Origin of the sequence: Microbacterium thalli, assembly GCF_028737325.1 — a bacterium.
Lineage (GTDB): Bacteria > Actinomycetota > Actinomycetes > Actinomycetales > Microbacteriaceae > Microbacterium > Microbacterium thalli.
Genome location: NZ_JAQZCH010000001.1, coordinates 886,775 through 905,444, shown reverse-complemented (window position 1 = coordinate 905,444; position 18,670 = coordinate 886,775). Strand labels below are relative to the sequence as shown.

The 18,670-nt window shown below is 70.4% G+C and carries 21 protein-coding genes; 12 read left to right on the top strand and 9 right to left on the bottom strand.

Translation table 11 applies throughout. The annotated features are described in order from the left end of the window. Positions 1-72 precede the first annotated feature (72 nt). Positions 73-1,116 (bottom strand): LacI family DNA-binding transcriptional regulator, encoded by a 1,044-nt coding sequence (locus PUW82_RS04505; RefSeq protein WP_274221131.1) that lies wholly within the window; start codon positions 1,114-1,116, stop codon positions 73-75. A gap of 113 nt (positions 1,117-1,229) precedes the next feature. Here PUW82_RS04505 and PUW82_RS04500 point away from each other — a divergent pair, with 113 nt between their 5' ends. The 6 genes from PUW82_RS04500 to galE all read left to right on the top strand — a co-directional run bounded on the left by PUW82_RS04500 (position 1,230) and on the right by galE (position 8,839). After that, a complete protein-coding gene (locus PUW82_RS04500; protein WP_274221130.1) occupies positions 1,230-2,153 on the top strand; it encodes a carbohydrate ABC transporter permease in 924 nt (307 codons plus the stop codon). Then, positions 2,150-3,028 (top strand): carbohydrate ABC transporter permease, encoded by an 879-nt coding sequence (locus tag PUW82_RS04495; RefSeq protein WP_274221129.1) that lies wholly within the window; start codon positions 2,150-2,152, stop codon positions 3,026-3,028. Before PUW82_RS04500 ends, PUW82_RS04495 begins: the two co-directional genes overlap by 4 nt. Positions 3,029-3,113: 85 nt before the next feature. After that, complete coding sequence (locus tag PUW82_RS04490) at positions 3,114-4,451, top strand: ABC transporter substrate-binding protein (RefSeq protein ID WP_274221747.1); 1,338 nt, start codon at positions 3,114-3,116, stop codon at positions 4,449-4,451. Positions 4,452-4,522: 71 nt separating this feature from the next. Next, the gene (gene arfA / locus PUW82_RS04485; protein ID WP_274221128.1) at positions 4,523-6,061 is read left to right on the top strand and encodes an arabinosylfuranosidase ArfA; all 1,539 of its coding nucleotides are present in this window, start codon (positions 4,523-4,525) and stop codon (positions 6,059-6,061) included. Next, positions 6,058-7,818: a glycoside hydrolase family 35 protein gene (locus tag PUW82_RS04480; RefSeq protein WP_274221127.1), complete on the top strand. Its 1,761-nt coding sequence runs from the start codon at positions 6,058-6,060 to the stop codon at positions 7,816-7,818. Before arfA ends, PUW82_RS04480 begins: the two co-directional genes overlap by 4 nt. 40 nt (positions 7,819-7,858) lie before the next feature. Further along, a complete protein-coding gene (galE, locus tag PUW82_RS04475) occupies positions 7,859-8,839 on the top strand; it encodes a UDP-glucose 4-epimerase GalE (protein WP_274221126.1) in 981 nt (326 codons plus the stop codon). Between the two features lie 39 nt (positions 8,840-8,878). Here the strand turns inward: galE and PUW82_RS04470 are convergent, their stop codons facing one another. Beyond that, a complete protein-coding gene (locus PUW82_RS04470; protein WP_274221125.1) occupies positions 8,879-9,850 on the bottom strand; it encodes a LacI family DNA-binding transcriptional regulator in 972 nt (323 codons plus the stop codon). A gap of 63 nt (positions 9,851-9,913) precedes the next feature. On the opposite strand from PUW82_RS04470, the gene galT reads away from it, so the two are divergent. Continuing rightward, a complete protein-coding gene (galT, locus tag PUW82_RS04465) occupies positions 9,914-11,074 on the top strand; it encodes a galactose-1-phosphate uridylyltransferase (protein ID WP_274221746.1) in 1,161 nt (386 codons plus the stop codon). Continuing rightward, entirely contained in the window at positions 11,071-12,261 is a 1,191-nt protein-coding gene (galK, locus tag PUW82_RS04460) for a galactokinase (protein WP_420792717.1), read from the top strand. Before galT ends, galK begins: the two co-directional genes overlap by 4 nt. 77 nt (positions 12,262-12,338) lie before the next feature. On the opposite strand, the gene PUW82_RS04455 is transcribed toward galK, so the two are convergent. From PUW82_RS04455 to PUW82_RS04430, 6 genes are read right to left on the bottom strand one after another with little or no spacing between them, the layout of a single operon-like run. Then, entirely contained in the window at positions 12,339-12,509 is a 171-nt protein-coding gene (locus PUW82_RS04455) for a CsbD family protein (RefSeq protein WP_274221124.1), read from the bottom strand. 55 nt (positions 12,510-12,564) lie between these two features. Continuing rightward, complete coding sequence (locus PUW82_RS04450) at positions 12,565-13,179, bottom strand: hypothetical protein (protein WP_274221123.1); 615 nt, start codon at positions 13,177-13,179, stop codon at positions 12,565-12,567. Further along, complete coding sequence (locus PUW82_RS04445; protein WP_274221122.1) at positions 13,176-13,760, bottom strand: DNA/RNA endonuclease G; 585 nt, start codon at positions 13,758-13,760, stop codon at positions 13,176-13,178. The genes PUW82_RS04450 and PUW82_RS04445 overlap by 4 nt, the downstream gene beginning before the upstream one ends. Further along, positions 13,757-14,152, bottom strand: a complete 396-nt coding sequence (locus PUW82_RS04440) for a hypothetical protein (protein ID WP_274221121.1) — start codon at positions 14,150-14,152, stop codon at positions 13,757-13,759. Before PUW82_RS04440 ends, PUW82_RS04445 begins: the two co-directional genes overlap by 4 nt. Next, positions 14,149-14,340: a DUF2273 domain-containing protein gene (locus PUW82_RS04435; protein WP_274221120.1), complete on the bottom strand. Its 192-nt coding sequence runs from the start codon at positions 14,338-14,340 to the stop codon at positions 14,149-14,151. The genes PUW82_RS04440 and PUW82_RS04435 overlap by 4 nt, the downstream gene beginning before the upstream one ends. Further along, positions 14,337-14,840: an Asp23/Gls24 family envelope stress response protein gene (locus tag PUW82_RS04430; RefSeq protein ID WP_274221119.1), complete on the bottom strand. Its 504-nt coding sequence runs from the start codon at positions 14,838-14,840 to the stop codon at positions 14,337-14,339. Before PUW82_RS04430 ends, PUW82_RS04435 begins: the two co-directional genes overlap by 4 nt. A 154-nt stretch (positions 14,841-14,994) precedes the next feature. On the opposite strand from PUW82_RS04430, the gene PUW82_RS04425 reads away from it, so the two are divergent. Genes PUW82_RS04425 through PUW82_RS04410 form a run of 4 tightly spaced genes read left to right on the top strand, consistent with a single transcriptional unit; the run spans position 14,995 to position 17,554 of the window. Further along, positions 14,995-15,549: an RNA polymerase sigma factor gene (locus PUW82_RS04425; RefSeq protein WP_274221118.1), complete on the top strand. Its 555-nt coding sequence runs from the start codon at positions 14,995-14,997 to the stop codon at positions 15,547-15,549. Next, positions 15,549-16,136 (top strand): Asp23/Gls24 family envelope stress response protein, encoded by a 588-nt coding sequence (locus tag PUW82_RS04420; RefSeq protein ID WP_274221117.1) that lies wholly within the window; start codon positions 15,549-15,551, stop codon positions 16,134-16,136. The genes PUW82_RS04425 and PUW82_RS04420 overlap by 1 nt, the downstream gene beginning before the upstream one ends. After that, positions 16,133-16,453, top strand: coding sequence for a hypothetical protein (locus PUW82_RS04415; RefSeq protein ID WP_274221116.1), 321 nt, complete (start codon positions 16,133-16,135; stop codon positions 16,451-16,453). Before PUW82_RS04420 ends, PUW82_RS04415 begins: the two co-directional genes overlap by 4 nt. A gap of 54 nt (positions 16,454-16,507) precedes the next feature. Next, on the top strand, positions 16,508-17,554 hold the full coding sequence (locus PUW82_RS04410) for an alpha/beta fold hydrolase (protein WP_274221115.1): 1,047 nt from the start codon (positions 16,508-16,510) through the stop codon (positions 17,552-17,554). Positions 17,555-17,566: 12 nt separating this feature from the next. Here the strand turns inward: PUW82_RS04410 and lplAB are convergent, their stop codons facing one another. Continuing rightward, positions 17,567-18,616 carry a lipoate-protein ligase LplAB gene (lplAB, locus tag PUW82_RS04405; RefSeq protein WP_274221114.1) on the bottom strand — a complete coding sequence of 350 codons (1,050 nt, stop codon included), beginning with the start codon at positions 18,614-18,616 and terminating at the stop codon, positions 17,567-17,569. Positions 18,617-18,670 lie beyond the last annotated feature (54 nt).

The window sequence follows — 18,670 nt, the reverse complement described above, 5'->3', positions numbered from 1 at the left end:
GCGAACGACATCACCCGAGGCAATGGCGAGATGCGCGGTCCGCCCCCGAGAGTCGCGGCGACCGACGCCGCGTCAGGACCGCGGGCCGGAGCTCGTGCGCACGACGAGCTCGGTCGGAACGAGGGTGCGCTCGGCCGGCACCGGGCCGCCGTCGATCTCCGTCAGCAGCGCTCGCACCGCCGCTTCGCCGACCCGGGTGAAGTGCTGCCGCACCGTCGTGAGCGGCGGCCAGAAGTTCGCCGACTCGGGAGCGTCGTCGTAGCCCACGACGCTGACGTCGGCCGGCACGGCACGGCCCGTCTCGTGCAGGGCACGCAGCAGGCCCAGTGCCATACGGTCGTTGGACGCGAAGACGGCCGTCACGCTCTCGTCGGTGACGAGCGTCCGGCCCAAGTCGTACCCCGACTCCGCCGTCCAGTCGCCGACCAGCACGTCGGGCACACCGGCACCGCGCGCCACGAGAGTGTCGTGCCAGGCGACGCGGCGACGCTCGGCGGCGAACGACTCGCGCGGACCGGAGATGTGCCACACGGTCTCGTGCCCGAGGTCGAGCAGATGCTCGGTCGCCAGGCGCGCCCCCAACGCCTGATCGTTGTCGACGACCGGGTAGGGGTAGTCGGCACTGGAGTCGACGACGACGACCGGCAACCCGGTCGGCAACGCCAGTTCGGTCTCACCCAGGCGATGCGTCTCGATGAGGATGACGACACCGTCGACGGCGTGCTCGGCCAGGCGCAGGAATGCGCCCGAGACGTCGGACTGCGTCGCAGATTGGACGGTGATGACCGTCAGCGAATACCCGGCATCGGCCGCGACCGAGGCGACCGCATCGAGCGTGCGGGTATTGCCGTAGCTCGACAGCGAGAACATGATGACGCCGATGCTGCGGAAGCGACCCGACCGCAGCGCCCGGGCCGCACTGTTGGGCCGGTAGCCGAGGCGATCCATCGCCGCGCGCACACGAGCTCGCGTCTCGGGATCGACGTTCGTCCGACCGTTGGCCACGCGCGAGACGGTCTGCCCCGACACGCCGGCCATCGCCGCCACGTCGGCCATCGAGACTTCCCGGCGACGGGGACGCGCATCGACGCGCGTGGCCGGCTCTGATTCGCCCATCTCCGGATCCTTCCCGATGTTGACGTTGACATGCTAGCGCGCAGGGAGTTATGTTTACGTCAACATCCGCGCTCGCCGCCGCGACGCATGCATCACAGAAGAGGCACTGGACGATGACGACCACAACGGCACCCCCTCCCGCCGTGCGCACCGCACGGAAGCGGCGACGGACCAGCGTCGAGCAGCAGGGATGGTTCTTCGTCGGGCCGTTCGCGATCGTGTTCGCTCTCGTCTTCCTCGCGCCGCTCGCCTACGCGCTGTACCTCAGCTTCTTCCGCGAGCAGATCGTCGGCGGCAACGCCTTCGTCGGCATCGAGAACTACGCGACCGCGTTCACCGACCCCAAGCTGTGGGACGGCTTCGTGCGGGTGCTGCTGTTCCTGCTCGTCCAGGTGCCGATCATGCTCATCCTGGCGCTCGGCGCCGCGCTCGCGATCGACAGCGCTCGCTTGCACGCGGCGGGCTTCTACCGCATCGTGATCTTCTTGCCCTACGCCGTCCCGGCCGTCGTGGCCGTGCTCATGTGGGGCTACATCTACGGCGACCAGTTCGGCCTCGCGGGCAACATCAACGACCTGCTCGGCGCGCAGGTCCTGCGACCCTTCCTGCCCGAATGGATGATGGTGTCGATCGGCAACATCGTGACGTGGCAGTTCGTCGGGTACAACATGCTGATCTTCTACTCGTCGCTCAAGACCATCCCGGGTGAGCTGTACGAGGCGGCATCCCTCGACGGCGCCGGCGCCTGGCGGACGATCCTGTCGATCAAGATCCCTGCGCTGCGCGGATCGATCGTCATCGCGACGATCTTCTCGATCATCGGAAGCTTCCAGCTCTTCAACGAGCCGAACATCCTCAAGCCGCTCGCGCCGAACACCATCACCACGTTCTTCACGCCGAACATGTACGCGTACAACCTGTCGTTCGCAGGCCAGCAGTACAACTACGCCGCCACCGTCGCGATCATCATGGGCGTGATCACGGCGCTCATCGCCTACGTCGTCCAGCTGCGCGGATCACGACAGGAGATGCGATGACCGCCCCCGCCCTCGCCCGCAGCACGCCGTTCGCGCGGCGGAAGTCTCTCGTGCTCACCATCGTGATGAGCCTGTTCATCCTCTACACGCTGCTGCCGCTGTTCTGGCTGCTCATCAACGCCACCAAGACGCAAGGCGACCTCTTCACGACGTTCGGCCTCTGGTTCGGCGACAGCTTCAACCTGTGGAACAACATCGTCGAGACCTTCACCTACCGTGACGGCATCTTCGTCCGGTGGCTCGGCAACACCTTGCTCTACGTCGTCGTCGGCGCCGGTGGCGCGACCGTGCTCGCGACGATGGCCGGCTACGGGCTGGCCAAGTACAACTTCCGCGGGCGCAAGGCCGTGTTCGCCGTCATCATCGGGGCCGTCGCGGTGCCGGGCACGGCGCTCGCGGTGCCGACCTTCCTGATGTTCAGCCAGCTGGGTCTGACGAACACCCCGTGGGCGATCATCATCCCCTCGCTCATCAGCCCCTTCGGCCTCTACCTGATGTGGGTGTTCGCGAGCGACGCGGTGCCGACCGAACTGCTCGAGGCGGCGCGCATGGACGGCGCGAGCGAGATGCGCACGTTCTTCACCATCTCGACCAAGCTGCTCATGCCCGGCATCGTCACGGTGCTGCTTTTCGCGGTCGTGGCGACGTGGAACAACTACTTCCTGCCGCTCATCATGCTGAGCGACCCCGCGTGGTACCCGCTCACCGTCGGCCTGAACCAATGGAACGCCCAGGCGACCGGTGCCGCCGCGCAGCCGATCTACAACCTGGTGATCACCGGTTCGCTGCTGTCGATCATCCCCATCGTCGTCGCGTTCCTGCTGCTGCAGCGCTTCTGGCAGTCCGGCCTCAGCGCCGGCAGCGTCAAGCAGTAGCGACGACCACCCGCCCGTCCCTCCCGCACCCCGGGGCGCCCGTCCCCATCCACAACAACGAAGTGAAGGAACTCCCATGACACCGATGCGCAAGGGATCGGCGCTGCGTCGCGCCGCATCCGTCATCGCTCTGACCGCGGCCACCGGCCTCGTCCTCGCCGCCTGCTCGTCGGGCGGCCCCGCGGCCGGCGGCGGCAACCCCGACGACCTCGAGGCAGCGCTCGAGGCCGGCGGCGAGATCACCTACTGGTCGTGGACACCCTCGGCTGAGGCCCAGGCCGAGGCCTTCATGGCGAAGTACCCCGAGGTGACGGTGAACGTCGTCAACGCCGGCACGAACACCGAGGAGTACACGAAGCTGCAGAACGCGCTCAAGGCGGGTTCGGGCGCCCCGGATGTCGTGCAGATCGAGTACTACGCCTTCCCGCAGTTCGCGCTGACCGAGGGCCTGCTCGACCTGGCACCGTACGGCTTCGGCGACCTCGAGGACGACTACACCGCCTCGACGTGGAACTCCGTCGACTTCGACGGCAAGATCTACGGCCTGCCGCAGGACTCGGGCCCCATGGCGCTGTTCTACAACAAGACCGTCTTCGACCAGTACGGCATCGCCGTCCCGACGACGTGGGACGAGTACATCGAGGCCGCTCGTCAGCTGACCGCGGCCGACCCGTCGAAGAAGATCACCAACGACACCGGTGACGCGGGCTTCGCCACGAGCATGATCTGGCAGGCCGGCGGCCAGCCCTTCACCGCCGAGGGCACGAACGTCACGATCGACCTCGCCGACGAGGGCTCGAAGAAGTGGGCCGACACCTGGAACACCCTCGTCGAGGAAGACCTGCTCGCGAGCACGTCGAGCTGGAGCGACGAGTGGTTCTCGGGCCTGGGCGACGGGTCGATCGCGACGCTCATCATCGGCGCCTGGATGCCGGGCAACCTCGTGTCGTCGGTGCCCGACGCCGCGGGCGACTGGCGCGTCGCGCCGATGCCGACCTACGACGGCACGCCCGTCTCCGCTGAGAACGGCGGCGGCGGCCAGGCCGTGACGAGCCAGAGCGAGAACCCCGCACTCGCGGCCGCGTTCCTCAAGTGGCTCAACAACGACGAGGAGAGCCTGACGATCTTCGCCGAGAGCGGCGGGTTCCCGTCGACGACCGCGCAGCTGGAGTCGGACGAGTTCCTCGGTCAGGAGGCCGAGTACTTCGGCGGCCAGAAGATCAACGAGGTGCTCGTGCAGGCCGCGAAGGACGTGCGTCCCGACTGGCAGTACCTGCCCTTCCAGGTCTACGCCAACAGCATCTTCGGTGACACCGTGGGCCAGTCCTACGCGTCGAAGTCCGACCTGAACGAGGGCCTCGCCACCTGGCAGGAGCAGCTCGTCCAGTACGGCAACGACCAGGGCTTCACCGTCAACCAGTGATATCCGGCGGGGGCGGGTCGCATCGAGCTTCGATCCGGCCCGCCCCTCGCCATGTCTCAGGAGAACACCGCATGACCTCCCCCACCCGCATCACCGTCGCCACCGCCGCGCCCGGACCCGAGGTGCCCCGGCGCATCTTCGGCACCTTCGTCGAGCACATGGGCCGCTGCGTCTACGACGGCATCTTCGAGCCCGGCCACCCCACGGCCGATGCGGCGGGGTTCCGCGGCGACGTGCTCGAGCTCGTGCGCGAACTCGGCGCCACGGTCGTGCGCTACCCGGGCGGGAACTTCGTCTCGGGCTATCGGTGGGAGGACGGCATCGGCCCGCGCGACGAGCGCCCCGTGCGCCTCGACGCGGCATGGCACAGCACCGAGACCAACCAGGTGGGGCTGCACGAGTTCGCGGCGTGGGCCGAACAGGCGGGCCTCGAGGTCATGGAGGCGGTCAATCTCGGCACGCGCGGCGTCGCCGAGGCCGCCGAACTGCTGGAGTACACCAACCACGCCGGCGGCACCACGCTCAGCGAGCAGCGGCGGCGTAACGGACGCGCCGAGCCGTTCGGCATCCGTCTGTGGTGCCTCGGCAACGAGATGGACGGCCCCTGGCAGATCGGCCACAAGACCGCCGACGAGTACGGACGCCTCGCGGCCGAGACGGCTCGCCTCATGCGATTCGTCGACCCGGATGTCGAACTGGTCGCCGCCGGCAGCTCGAACCACGAGATGCCCTCCTTCGGCGAGTGGGAGCGCACCGTGCTGCGCCACACCGCCGGACTCGTCGACCACATCTCGGTCCACGCCTACTACGAGGAGAAGCCGGGCGATCCCGCGAGCTTCCTCGCGTCGGGGGTCGGACTCGACCGCTACCTGTCGGAGGTCGCCGGCATCATCGACGAGGTCCGCGCCGAGCGCGGCATCGAGAACCCCATCGGCATCAGCGTCGACGAGTGGAACGTGTGGAACCAGACCCGATGGAACGAGGTCGACAAGCCCGCCGTGTTCACCGGCGACTGGCCCATCGCGCCGCGCCTCATCGAGGACGACTACACCGTCACGGATGCCGTCGTCGTGGGCTCCCTGCTCATCACGATGCTCCGCCGCGCCGATCGCGTGTCGATGGCGAACCTCGCGCAGCTCGTGAACGTCATCGCCCCCATCCGAACCGAGCCGGGCGGCGCGGCCTGGCGGCAGACCACCTTCTTCCCCTTCCAGTTGACCGCGGCCGCGGCATCCGGTCGGGTCGTCGTGCCCGCCGTCGACGCGCCTGCCGTCGAGACGTCGCAGTACGGCGCCGTGCCCGCCGTCGACACGGTGGCGACGGCGGACGGCGACGCACTGACGCTGTTCGTCGTGCATCGCGGCCTCGACGCGTCGACGGCCGTGAGCGTCGAGCTCGACCGCGACGCCGTCGACGCCGATGCAGTGGTGCTCACCGTCCCCGACGGTGGCGATCGTCACACCGTCAACTCCGCCGCCGACCAGCCGGTCGCGCCCACATCCCTCCCGGTCGCCGTGCGCGGGCGCACCCTGACCGTGACCCTTCCCCCCATCTCCTGGGCGCGCGTGAGCGTGCGCCTGGCACCCGGAACGAATCGAGAGACATCGTGACGACCTTCGCCATCGGCGACACCGACTTCCTGCTCGACGGCCGTCCGCACCGCGTGATCGCCGGGGCGCTGCATTACTTCCGCATCCACCCGGACCACTGGGCCGATCGCATCCGCAAGGCCCGCCTCATGGGGCTCAACACGATCGAGACCTACGTCGCCTGGAACGCGCACGAGCCGGTGCGCGGCGAGTGGGATGCCACGGGCTGGAACGACCTCGGGCGCTTCCTCGACCTCATCGCGGCCGAGGGCATGCACGCGATCGTCCGCCCCGGCCCGTACATCTGCGCCGAGTGGCACAACGGCGGCCTGCCGGTCTGGCTCACCAGCACCCCCGGTATCGGGCTGCGCCGGTCCGAGCCGCAGTACGTCGAAGCGGTCAGCACCTATCTGCGCCGGGTCTACGAGATCGTGGCGCCGCGTCAGATCGACCGCGGCGGCAACGTCGTGCTCGTGCAGATCGAGAACGAGTACGGCGCCTACGGGTCGGACCACGACTACCTCCGCACGCTCACCGAGCTCACCCGCGCGTGCGACATCACCGTGCCGCTGACCACGGTCGACCAGCCCGAGCCGCACATGCTCGCGGCCGGCACTCTGCCTGACCTGCACGCGACCGGATCGTTCGGCTCGCGCGCGACCGAGCGCCTCGCGACCCTGCGCGAGCACCAGCCGACCGGGCCGCTCATGTGCTCGGAGTTCTGGGACGGCTGGTTCGACTGGTGGGGCGGCGTGCACCACACCACGGATGCCGCGGCCTCGGCCACCGAGCTCGACGCCCTGCTCGCCGCCGGCGCGTCGGTGAACATCTACATGCTGCACGGCGGGTCGAACTTCGGCACCACCAACGGCGCGAACGACAAGGGGCGCTACGCCCCCATCATCACCTCGTACGACTACGACGCCCCGCTCGACGAGTCGGGCCACCCGACCGAGAAGTACCACGCGTTCCGCGAGGTCATCGCCCGGTACGCGCCCGTCCCCGACGAGGTGCCGTCCGCTCGACCGGTGGCTCCGGCGCTGTCGGTCCCGCTGCGGGGCACCGGTGACTGGCTGCCGACGTCGACCGAGGCCGGTGCTGAGCGCGCGGGCGGGTCCACTCCCCCGACCTTCGAAGACCTCGGGCAGCTCGGCCCCCTCGTGCGCTACGACATCCCCCTTCCCGCCGAAGCGTTCGGCGACGCGGGTACGGCCGTGCTGTCGTTCACCGAGGTCCGCGACCTCGCCTGGATCGCCGTCGACGGCGCGCCGATCGGCCGTCTGCAACGCGCCCTGCACGAGCGGTCGCTGCCGATCCCCCGTGGATCACTGCTGACGGTGCTCGTCGAGGACCAGGGGCGCGTGAACTACGAGATCCGTCTGGGAGAAGCGAAGGGGGTCGTCGGACCGGTGACCCTGGGCGGCCACGAGTTGAGCGGCTGGTCGGCGCAAGCCGTCGACCTCGCCACCGTCGCCGCCGGCATCCCCGACGGGTCCGAGCAGCCGACGGCGGGCCGCATCGGGCTCGCGGGCACGTTCGACCTCGACGAGCCCACCGACCTCTTCCTCGACACGGATGCCTGGAGCAAGGGCTACGCGTTCGTGAACGGGTTCTTCCTCGGCCGGTACTGGCGCAACGGACCGCAGCGCACGCTGTACGTGCCGGCTCCCGCGACGCGCGCCGGGGCGAACGAGATCGTCGTCGTCGAGCTCGAGCACGTCATCGAGCCCGTCGCCGCGTTCGTCGCCGAGCCCGACCTCGGGCACCGCGAAGAGTGACCGTGAGGCAGCATCGCCGCGATCGGGCAGGATGGATGTCATGAGCTGGATGGTCACCGGTGGTGCTGGATACATCGGCGCGCATGTCGTGCGCGCCCTCGCCGCGGCGGGTCTCGACCCCGTCGTCCTCGACGACCTGTCGAGCGGGCACGCCGGGTTCGTCCCCGAAGGGGTGCCGTTCGTCCGCGGCTCGATCCTCGACCGTCCGCTCGTCGAGGGCGCGCTGCGCGAGCACGGCGTCGAGGGCGTCATCCACGTCGCCGGCTACAAGTACGCCGGTGTCTCGGTGACCCGTCCGCTGCACACCTACGCGCAGAACGTCGAGGGCACGCGGGTCGTGCTCGAGGCGATGCAGACCGCCGGCGTCGACAAGATCGTCTTCTCATCGAGCGCTGCCGTCTACGGCACCCCCGACGTGCCGCTCGTCACGGAGGACCTGCCCAAGCGTCCCGCCTCGCCCTACGGCGAGTCGAAGCTCATCGGCGAGTGGCTGCTGCGCGACCAGGCGGTCGCGACGGCCGACGCCGCGGCACCGCTGCGCCACACCTCGCTGCGCTACTTCAACGTCGTCGGTTCGGGTGACCCGTCCGTGTACGACACGAGCCCGCACAACCTCTTCCCCATCGTGTTCGAGAAGCTGATCGCCGGCGAAACCCCGCAGATCAACGGCGACGACTACGCCACCGACGACGGCACGAACGTGCGCGACTACGTCCACGTCGCCGACATCGCCGCAGCTCACGTCGTCGCCGCCCAGCGGCTTGCGGCGGGCGAGAGCGTCGAGCCGGCTTACAACCTCGGGTCGCAGAACGGCCTCTCGGTCCGCGAGATCATGGACGCGATGGCTCGCGTCACCGGCATCGACTTCACGCCCAAGATCGGCCCCCGCCGCCCCGGCGACCCCGACCGCATCGTGGCCACCGGTGAGCTCGCCGCCCGCGATCTCGAATGGGCCAACCGCTACTCGGTCGACGAGATGGTGCGCACCGGCTGGGAGGCCCGCCGCGCGGCATCCGTCTGACCCACCCACGGGTTCCGTGCGGACGCCGGTCGCGGCGGCTCAGGCGCGCGTCGAGCTCGCCCGCACGACGAGCTCGGTCGGCACCGTCTGCAGCGGCGTCGAGGCTCCCCTCTCGATGACCTCGACCAGCGCGGCGACGGCACGGGCGCCGAGGGCGTCGAAGTCCTGGCGAACAGTCGTCAGCGGCGGCCGGAACTCCGCGGCATCCACGACGTCGTCGAAGCCGACCACCGCAACGTCGTCCGGCACGGCGCGACCGGCGTCGCTGAAGGCGCGCAGCAGGCCGAGCGCCATCTGGTCGTTGGCGGCGAACACCGCCGTGGCAGCCCCGAGCGCCGCCCCCGCCGCGTGACCGCCGCGTGAGGTCCAGTCGCCGCGCACGACCTCGGGCACGGCGACATCCGCGTCGGTCAGCGCCTCGCGCCACCCGCGCTCGCGCTCGCGCGCCGCGAACGACGCCGCGGGCCCCGCGAGGTGGTGCACCGTCGGGTGCCCCGCCTCGAGCAGGTGCTGCGTCGCCTGGCGGGCACCTCCCGCGTGGTCGGTCTGCACGATGGCGAAGCGGTCGTCCGGCGGCGAGTCGACGACGACGAGGCGCAGGTCGGCGGGCGGCGCGGTGTCGCGCGCCAGCCGGGTCGCCTCGTTGAGCACGATCGCCCCGTCGACACCCTGATCGCGCAGCTGCGCGAAGGCCTCCTCGATGCCACGCGCACCGGTGACCGTCACGACGGCGAGGGCGTAGTCGCGCTCACCCGCGGCGTCGGCGATCGCCTGCAGCATGCGCGAGTTGCCGACCGACGCGAGGGTCGACACGACGAGCCCGATCGTGCGGGTCTGGCCCGTGCGCAGGGCGCGGGCGGCGCGATGCATGCGGTAGCCGAGCGCCGCCATGGATGCCTCGACGCGAGCCCTCGTCTCGGGGTCGACGCGTGGGCTGCGGTTGGCCACGCGCGACACGGTCTGCGCCGAGACGCCTGCATGGGCCGCCACCTGGGCCATCGACACCCGCATGCCGGTCCTTCCGTCGGGTGTGTTGACGATATCACGGGCGGAATGTAGCGTGTTATCGTGAACATGATCAGCCCCTCCGCCGTGCCGCTCGGCGCGGGCGTCGTCAAGCGCTCGACCCGGCTCGACGACGGCCGCGAGCTCATCTACTACGACGATCCCGAGACGACGCTCGGCCCCGAGCGCGGCATCGACGCCCGCACGCTCGACCCGCGTCCCGAGACCGCCTCGATGCGGCAGGACGTCCTGACCGGCGACTGGATCTCGATCGCGGCCTCTCGTCAGAACCGCGCTTTCCTTCCGCCGGCGGAGCTCGACCCGCTCGCCCCGCAGACCCCGACCAATCCCTCCGAGATCCCGTCGCGCTACGACGTCGCGGTCTTCGAGAACAAGTCGCCGTCGTTCGGCCCCGCCCTCGCCGAGGCGTTCGGCGGCGTGCCCGCGGCATCCGATCCTCCGCGGGGCATCGAGGACCTCGCGCACCTCGGGCTGGGGCGTACGCGCACCAGCGTCGGACGTACCGAGGTCGTCTGCTTCTCGCCCGAGCACGCCGGGTCGTTCGGCACGCAGACGGTGACGCGCGCCCGTACCGTGATCGAGGCGTGGGCCGACCGCACCGCCGCCCTCTCGGCATTGCCCGGCATCGAGCAGGTGTTCCCGTTCGAGAACCGGGGCGAGGCCATCGGCGTCACGCTGCCGCACCCGCACGGGCAGATCTACGCTTACCCGTACATCACGCCGCGCACGACACGTCTGCTGGATTCGATCGACCGCACCGCGCCCGACCTGTTCCAGCGAATCCTCGAGTTCGAGCAGGCGGGCCCGCGCGTCGTGCTCCGCGGCGAGCACTGGACGGCATTCGTGCCGTTCGCGGCGCGCTGGCCGATCGAGGTGCACCTGCTCCCCCACCGCCACGTCGCCGACTTCGCCGAGACGAACGAGGCCGAGCGCGACGAGCTCGCTCCGCTGTACCTGCGGCTGCTGCGCGGCATCGACGCGCTGTACGAGACGCCCACGCCCTACATCGCGGCGTGGCACCAGGCACCGGTGCGGCACGCCCGCGACTCGGCCCGCCTGCACCTGCAGCTCACGAGCCCCCGCCGCGCCGCCGACAAGCTGAAGTTCCTCGCCGGGTCCGAGGCCGCCATGGGCGCCTGGATCGGCGACATCCCGCCCGAGACCGCGGCCGCACGCATCCGCGAGGCCGTAGAAGGAGTGACCCTGTGACCGACACCGATCCGCGTACCGAGGCGCGTGACCTCCTGACCTCGCTCGGCAGCACCGCGACCAGCGAGTGGTCGGCGCCGGGCCGCGTCAACCTCATCGGCGAGCACACCGACTACAACGACGGCTTCGTGTTCCCGTTCGCGACGCCCCACCGCACGCACGTGGCGCTGGCGACCCGCGACGACGGCCGGCTGCGCGTCATCTCGACGTTCGACGCCGTGCCGGTCGAGGTCGCGATCGCCGACCTCGATGCCCTGTTCCCGACCGTGGACGGGCAGCATGCCGTGCCCGAGTGGTCCACGTACCCGCTCGGCGTCGCCTGGGCGCTGATCCAGGCCGCCGGCGCAGACCCGACGACGCTGACCGGCGCGGATCTCGCGTTCGCGTCGAACGTGCCGGTGGGCGCGGGACTGTCGTCGTCCGCGGCGATCGAGGGCGCCACTGCCTCAGCCCTGAACGAGCTGTGGAACCTCGGGTTCGACCGCGTCGCGCTCGCGCAGGTCGGCCGTCGCGCCGAGAACGAGGCCGTCGGTGCCCCCACCGGCATCATGGACCAGATGGCGTCGATGCTCGGCGAGCCGGATGCCGCGACGTTCCTCGACTGCCGCTCGCTCGAGACCGACGAGGTCGAGCTCGGCTTCGCCGCCGCGGGCTTGTCGCTGCTGGTCATGGACACCAACGTCAAGCACGCGCACTCGACCGGTGGCTACGGCGAGCGCCGCGCGTCGTGCGAGGAGGGCGCGCGCGTCATGGGTGTCCCGATGCTGCGCGACCTGTCGGTCGGCGACCTCGACCGTGCCGCCGAGTTGCTCGACGACGTCACGTTCCGGCGCGTGCGCCACATCGTGACCGAGAACCAGCGCGTGCTCGACACCGTCCGCACCCTGCGCGACGAGGGTCCGCGGGCGATCGGATTGCTGCTGGACGCCTCGCACGCCTCGATGCGCGACGACTTCGAGATCTCGGTCCCCGAGCTCGATCTCGCCGCCGACACCGCGGTGGCCGCGGGCGCCATCGGGGCCCGGATGACCGGCGGTGGTTTCGGCGGCGCGGCGATCGCGCTCGTCGAGACGGATGCCGTCGAGACGGTCACCCGGGCCGTGGAGCAGGCCTTCGCCGACGCGGGCTTCACGGCACCGACGATCTTCCCGGTCACCCCGTCCGCGGGCGCCCGCCGCGACGGCTGACTCCGACTCGCCGGTCGGCGCACGAGAAGAGGGGGGATGCCGTCGCGGCATCCCCCCTCGTGCGTCGGTCCGAAGGCTTACTTGAAGGCGTCCTTGACGTCTTCGCCCGTCTTCTTCGCGTCGGCCTTGACCTGATCGGCCCGGCCCTCTGCGGCGAGCTTGTCGTTGTCGGTCGCGTTGCCGATGGCTTCCTTCGCCTTGCCGGCGATGTCCTGTGCGGCGTTCTTGATCTTGTCGTCGAGGCCCATGTCGGGCTCCTTTCTCTCAGAGGTGTGCCCCGGGATGGGGCGGGGAGGTGTTCGTTCAGGACAGGCGTCGCTGGTCCTGCGCCAGCTTCGCCCGCAGGCCGGTGTGGATGGAGATGTACGCCACCAGCTGCTGGCCGGTGAGGATGCCGAGGTTGTCGACGAGTCGGCCGACGGTCTCGGCCACGTGCAGCGGCGAGGTGTTCTGCCGGGGCGTGACGCTGACGTGCAGCACGGGTTCGCGCTTGATGTCGTTGGCGGTGACGCGGGCGGTCAGGATCTCGTCGCGATCGGCGAGCGCGTTCTTCAGCGCGTCGGCGGCGAACCCCTCCGTGATCGTGATGCGGCCCAGGTCGCTTTCAGCTCCCGTCGCCCGCAGCGCCGTCCGGCGCCGGCCGTGGATGCTGCGCACGATGAGCACGATCAGCAGCACGACGAGCAGCGCCAGAGCGGCGAGCAGCCCGATGGCCAGCCACGCGAGGTTCGTCCCCGCGATCGCAGTCGCGTCCCACGCCTGCTTCGTCCAGTCCTCGACTCCGGTCCCCACCGAGGTCCAGGCGTCGGCGGCCGCGGGCCAGACGGCACCGGCGACGATCCCGCCGCCGACGACGATCAGCACGAGGCCGAGGAGCAGGAGGACCGTGCGGTTGACGGCACGGTTGGTGTTGTTCATGCGTTCTCCTCCTGGTCACGGGGCCGGTCGATGCGCACGGCCGTGCGCAGCTTCGAGGCGAGCCGGTACGACGAGAGCTCCGCGTCGGCCACCCTGCGGACACTCCCCTCGTCGACGGGGACTCCGACCGCGGGCGTGAGAGTGACGTCGACCGAACGATGGCCGACGCCCACGCGCACCTGGTCGCGCGGCAGACCCGTGTCGTCGGTCACCCGCTGCGCGATCGCCGAGGCGATCACGCCGTTGTCGGCGACGACGGCGTTCTCTCCCACGACGAGCTGGTGCTTCGACAACCGCCCGGGAGCGATCGCCAGCACGACCAGGATCAGCCCGAGCACCGCGATGACGGCGCCGATCGCGATGCTCGCACCCGCGGGCATTTGTGTCGGCAGACCCGCGATCGCCCCGAGGGCGGCGGCGGGCCCGAGCAGCAGCGCCGGCTGGGCGGCGAGGCTCAGCACGATCTCGACGCCGACGTATACGAGCGCGAGGATCACGAGGACGACGGCGACGATCATCGCGACGGTGCGCGGCGAGTGCGTCTCGCGCCGCACGACGCGGCGCAGCACGGGACTGCTCATCGGACTCTCCTCTTCACGGGGGTGGTGGCACCGTTCACGGTGATGTCGACGCGGGTGACCGGCTTGCCCAGCACACCGCTGAGCTCCTCCTGTACCCGGCGCTGCACCTCGCGAACGGTGTCGACGACGGCGCCGGCGGCTCGCACCGCGTCGGTGTCGTCGAGCGTCGGGACGGGCAGCGGCGCCTGGATGCGGACGGCCACCCCATCCCGGTAATCGGATGCCGTGACCGACACGCGCGCCACGCCGACTCCGATGACCCGGGATGCGATCTGTTCCGAGACCTTCCGCACCACGCGCTCACGCACATCGACCCGCCCGGGGACTCCGGGCGTCCCGCCGGCGGCGGCGGTGACGCCGCCACCGGAACGGACGGCCTCTGCGACGGTCATGACGAGGTGCGCCGACCTGTCAGCACGTCGGCCAGCCCGCGCACGTCGAGCTTGCCGGACGCGATGCGACCCACCGCCGCGCCGGTGGCCATGAAGAGGGCCACGAGGAGGAATCCCCAGAAGCCGAACAGCAGGGCGGCGGCGGCGAGGATGGCACCGATCAGCGCACCCGAGACGGTGGCGTTCATGCGACGCGCGACTCGGACTGCGTGTCGTCGTCGTCAGCGCCGGCGATGTGGACGTCGTTGACCTCGACGTTGACCTCGACGACCTCGAGGCCGACCAGACGGCTGATGGCACCGGCGACGGCGGCGCGCACGTTGTCGGCGACCTCCTGGATCGGCGCCGGGTACTCGACGACGATCGTCAGGTCGGCGGCGGCCTGCGTCTCGCCGACCTCGACCTTGACGCCCTGCGACAGGTCGGTGGCGTTGACGGCGTCGCGGATCGCGCCGAAGGCGCGGGCTCCGCCGCCGCCGAGCGCGTAGACACCGGCGACCTCGCGGGCGGCGATGCCGGCGACCTTGGCCACGACACCGTCGGCGATGGTGGTCTTGCCCGCGGCATCCGTGTCGGTCGGGACGCGCGACGACGAGAACGTGCGGTCCACGCGCGAAGCCTGCGGCGCCGCGGCCGGCGACTTCGGGGTCTCGACAGCGGGGGCGGTGTTCTTCTGGTCCTCAGCCATGACGTTTCCTTATCTGTCTGCGTTGTCCGATGCAAGCTCTCGGCTCGTCATTCGGTGAGCGTTACGTTCGCTCTACAGATGAGAGGGCGAACGGTTCGGATTCGTCACAAAAAAGTTCCGAGCGAGTCTTGGGGGGACGATGCGGGAGCACGACGTGGCCGACGGCGACCTGCGCGCGGCGCCCGACGGCATCCTCGCTGCCCGTGCGGCCGACGGTGACGTCGAGGCGTTCGAGGCCCTGCTGCATCGGCACACGAGGATCGTGCGGGCGTTCGTCTACCGCATCGTCGGCACCCTGTCCGAGACGGACGACGTCGTACAGGAGGCATTCCTCACTGCTTGGCGCCAGCTGTCGACCCTGAACGATCCGAACGCGGTGAAGGCGTGGCTCATGCGGGTGGCGAGCCGCGAGGCGTACGCGCACCTGAGAAAAAAACCCGCGCATGACACACTGGACGGGTTCGACAGAGCCGCGGATCCGAGTCTCCTTCCTGAGGCGGCCGCGATCCGCAACGCACAGCTGCAAGCGCTCTCCCTTGCACTCGATGCGCTGCCGGAAGCCCAACGCCGCTGCTGGCTGCTCCGAGAAGTCGGGTCACTCAGCTATACAGAGATCGCAGAAGAGATGAAGCTCCCTGTCAGCACCGTCCGCGGAAACCTCTCCCGCGCTCGCGCGAGCATCACGATCCAGATGGCGGGGTGGCGCTGATGTCTGCGGACCCGGTGGTGCTCGACTGCGGCAAGACGATCGACGAGATCAGCGACTATCTCGAGAGCGGACGCTCGCCGCGCGATCCTGAGATCGAGACCTGTCCGGAATGCCTCAACGCCCTCGACGCGCTGTCGCGGGCCGGGCGCCTCTCGCGCGAGCTCATCGCCGCCGACGCCGCCGAGCTGCCCGAACCGGCCGAGAACTGGTTCCACGGCGTCATGACCGCGGTGCGCGCCGAACTGCGCGCCGGCCGGTCGATCCCCCTGTCGCACCCAGACCCGCGCGTGTCGATGTCGGTGACCGAGGGCGCAGTGCAGGCGCTGATCCGCGCGAGCGGCGACGCCATCGAGGGCGTCTACATCGGCCACTCGAGAATCGTCGGCGACGTCGAAGTCCCCTATGCCCCCATCGAGATCGACATCACCGCCTCGGTCGCGTGGGGCGAGTCGCTGCCCGCGGCCGCCGGCGCCGTGCGCCGCGCCGTCTCGGAGGCGCTCGCACAGCACACCGAGCTCAACGTGACCGCCGTCGACGTCACCGTCGAAGATCTCCACCGTCCCTTCCCGCCCAAGGACACCGCATGATCGCGCCCGAGCCCGTCGCCGAACCGACCGCCCCGCGTCCCCTCGCTGAGATCCCCGGCGTCCGCGCCGTGCACGACCCCCGCCCGCCGCTGACCCGAGCCCTCGGCGCCGCGAGCAGCGCTCTGCGCATCGACACCGTGCCCCCGGTGGACGGTGTGTTCGTCTCGACGGATGCCGACGGGATGACCGCCGCCGCGGCCGTCACCGTCAGCGTCACGGCTCGCACGCCGGATGTCGCGCGTGCCGTCGCCGACACGCTGCGCGTTCAGCATCCGGGCGCCGACCGCATCACGGTCCAGGTTCGCCGCATCGCGTAGGCCCGCAGCTCTCCGGCGCCGCGGGCGGGCGCCGCCGTGTTACCGTCTCATTTTGTGACTACACCCGTACTAACAAAACGACGTCGGCGGCGTCGACTCCTGACGACGCTGCTCGTTCTCGTCGTCGTCGTCCTCGGCGCATCGGCCACGATCGAGCATTCGCAGGCCATGGCGGGGCGTGCAGCGCACCCGATGCCGGGCGAGCTCGTCGACGTGGGCGGTCATGGCCTGCACGTCGTCCGCGCAGGCGAGGGCGGGCCCACCGTCGTGCTCGAGGCCGGCAGCGGCGAGGTCGCCTCCGGGTGGGAAGCTGTTGCCGCAGCGCTCGCGGACGACACCACCGTCATCCGGTACGACCGAGCGGGCACCGCCTGGAGCGAGCCGGCCGGTACTCCGCGTACGGCCGACGCCATCGTCGCGGAGCTGCATACCGCGCTCGAGAAGACCGGGGCGCCGAAGCCCTACATCCTCGTCGGACACAGCCTCGGCGGGCTCTACGCGCGCGAGTTCGCCCGGCAGCACCCCGACGATGTCGCGGGACTCGTGCTGGTCGACGCCCGCCCGGAGGACGACGCCCGCCGCACAGCCGACCTGGTTCCGGGCGGCGCGGGAACGGCGGCCCTGCCGACCTGGATCCCGACGATACTCAAGGCGACCGGCGTGCTGCGGCTCGGGCAGAGCGTGCTCTTGGACGGCCTGGTCCCCGCAGGTCAGCGACGCGAGTTCCTCGACGTCACCGCGTCGCCCACCTACTTCGCCACCCAGCGGGAGGAGGCCGACCTCATCGGCCCGACCGAGGAGGCGCTCCGAGGTCAGGACCTGGGAGCGCTGCCGGTGCGCATCATCGCGCGGGGTCTGCCGCAGGACTACGCCGCCGCCGGCATCGACGACGCGACCGGCCAGCAGCTCGAACGCATCTGGCAGGACGGGCAGCGCCGCATGCTCACGCTGTCGACCGACAGCCGACTCGTCGTCGCGGAGCGGAGCGGGCACCTGGTGCCGGCGGAGCAGCCCGACATCATCGTCGACCAGGTGCGCGAGCTTCTGGGGAAGGAGACGACGATGCGCGAGGCCTCGGCCACGGCGGCGCGCCGCCGCTGACGGCCGGGCGGCTCAGGGAACGCGCTTGAGCCAGGCGTCCGTCGCGAACTTCGACTCGACGAGGGCCTCGGCCTCGGCGTACTCCTCGTCGGAGATCGCTCCGGGCACGGCGCCGTAGCGCTTCGAGAACACCTCGATGAATCGCTCGATGATCGCGTCGCGCGGCAGACCCGTCTGGCTCCGCAGCGGGTCGACGCGCTTGGCGGCCGAGACGGTGCCCTTGTCGCTGAGCTTCTCGCGGCCGATGCGCAGCACCTCGGTGAGGACCTGACCGTCCATGTCGTACGACAGGGTGGCGTGGTGGAGCACCCCGCCGTTGGCGAGACGCTTCTGTGCTGCGCCGCCGATCTTGCCCGAGGGCGAGGCGATGTCGTTGAGCGGCTGGTAGGTCGCGTCGATGCCGAGCGAACGCAGCGCCTCGAGCACCCAGTCGTCGAGGAAGGCGTACGAGTCGGCGAAAGTGAGGCCCGCGACAAGGGATGCCGGTACGTACAGCGAATACGTCACGATCGAGTTCGCGGCCATGAGCATCGCGCCGCCGCCCGAGATGCGTCGGACGACATCGAAACCGTGTTTCGCGGCACCGTCGGGGTCGACCTCGTTGCGGTATGACTGGAACGATCCGATCACGACGGCCGATTCGTTCCACTCCCAGATGCGCAGGGTCGGGTTGCGTCGACCGTCGCCGACCCGAGTGGTGAGCACCTCGTCGAGCGCGAGGTTCATGCCCGGCGACACGGCCCGGTCGTGCACGACCTCCCAGTCGAACTCACGCCAGCCCGGCGCCGTGATCATGGCGCGGCGGACGGCGGTGCCGACGGACTCGGGCGTGAAGCCCAGCAGTTGCGCCCCCTCGGGGAGGGCCGAGCGGACGGCGGCGGCAATCGCCGCGACATCCGACTCCTCCGGCAGCCCGGTGACGGCCGCGTCGATGTCGGCGAGCGCGTCATCCGGCTCGAGGAAGAAGTCGCCCGCCAGGTGGAAGTCGGCGATCCGGCCGTCCCGCACCTCGAGGTCGACGACGACCAGTTTCCCACCGGGCACCTTGTATTCGCCGTGCATGGCTCCAGCCTAGGACCGGCGGGCGCGCCGCGGCCCCGCACCGGCACCACAGGA

What these genes read in the sequence shown, in the direction of transcription:
- PUW82_RS04505 (WP_274221131.1), bottom strand. Translation starts at nt 1,116, where the DNA reads ATGGGCGAATCAGAGCCGGCCACGCGCGTCGATGCGCGTCCCCGTCGC.
- PUW82_RS04500 (WP_274221130.1), top strand. Translation starts at nt 1,230, where the DNA reads ATGACGACCACAACGGCACCCCCTCCCGCCGTGCGCACCGCACGGAAG.
- PUW82_RS04495 (WP_274221129.1), top strand. Translation starts at nt 2,150, where the DNA reads ATGACCGCCCCCGCCCTCGCCCGCAGCACGCCGTTCGCGCGGCGGAAG.
- PUW82_RS04490 (WP_274221747.1), top strand. Translation starts at nt 3,114, where the DNA reads ATGCGCAAGGGATCGGCGCTGCGTCGCGCCGCATCCGTCATCGCTCTG.
- arfA (WP_274221128.1), top strand. Translation starts at nt 4,523, where the DNA reads ATGACCTCCCCCACCCGCATCACCGTCGCCACCGCCGCGCCCGGACCC.
- galE (WP_274221126.1), top strand. Translation starts at nt 7,859, where the DNA reads ATGAGCTGGATGGTCACCGGTGGTGCTGGATACATCGGCGCGCATGTC.
- PUW82_RS04470 (WP_274221125.1), bottom strand. Translation starts at nt 9,850, where the DNA reads ATGCGGGTGTCGATGGCCCAGGTGGCGGCCCATGCAGGCGTCTCGGCG.
- galT (WP_274221746.1), top strand. Translation starts at nt 9,914, where the DNA reads ATGATCAGCCCCTCCGCCGTGCCGCTCGGCGCGGGCGTCGTCAAGCGC.
- PUW82_RS04455 (WP_274221124.1), bottom strand. Translation starts at nt 12,509, where the DNA reads ATGGGCCTCGACGACAAGATCAAGAACGCCGCACAGGACATCGCCGGC.
- PUW82_RS04450 (WP_274221123.1), bottom strand. Translation starts at nt 13,179, where the DNA reads ATGAACAACACCAACCGTGCCGTCAACCGCACGGTCCTCCTGCTCCTC.
- PUW82_RS04445 (WP_274221122.1), bottom strand. Translation starts at nt 13,760, where the DNA reads ATGAGCAGTCCCGTGCTGCGCCGCGTCGTGCGGCGCGAGACGCACTCG.
- PUW82_RS04440 (WP_274221121.1), bottom strand. Translation starts at nt 14,152, where the DNA reads ATGACCGTCGCAGAGGCCGTCCGTTCCGGTGGCGGCGTCACCGCCGCC.
- PUW82_RS04435 (WP_274221120.1), bottom strand. Translation starts at nt 14,340, where the DNA reads ATGAACGCCACCGTCTCGGGTGCGCTGATCGGTGCCATCCTCGCCGCC.
- PUW82_RS04430 (WP_274221119.1), bottom strand. Translation starts at nt 14,840, where the DNA reads ATGGCTGAGGACCAGAAGAACACCGCCCCCGCTGTCGAGACCCCGAAG.
- PUW82_RS04420 (WP_274221117.1), top strand. Translation starts at nt 15,549, where the DNA reads ATGTCTGCGGACCCGGTGGTGCTCGACTGCGGCAAGACGATCGACGAG.
- PUW82_RS04415 (WP_274221116.1), top strand. Translation starts at nt 16,133, where the DNA reads ATGATCGCGCCCGAGCCCGTCGCCGAACCGACCGCCCCGCGTCCCCTC.
- lplAB (WP_274221114.1), bottom strand. Translation starts at nt 18,616, where the DNA reads ATGCACGGCGAATACAAGGTGCCCGGTGGGAAACTGGTCGTCGTCGAC.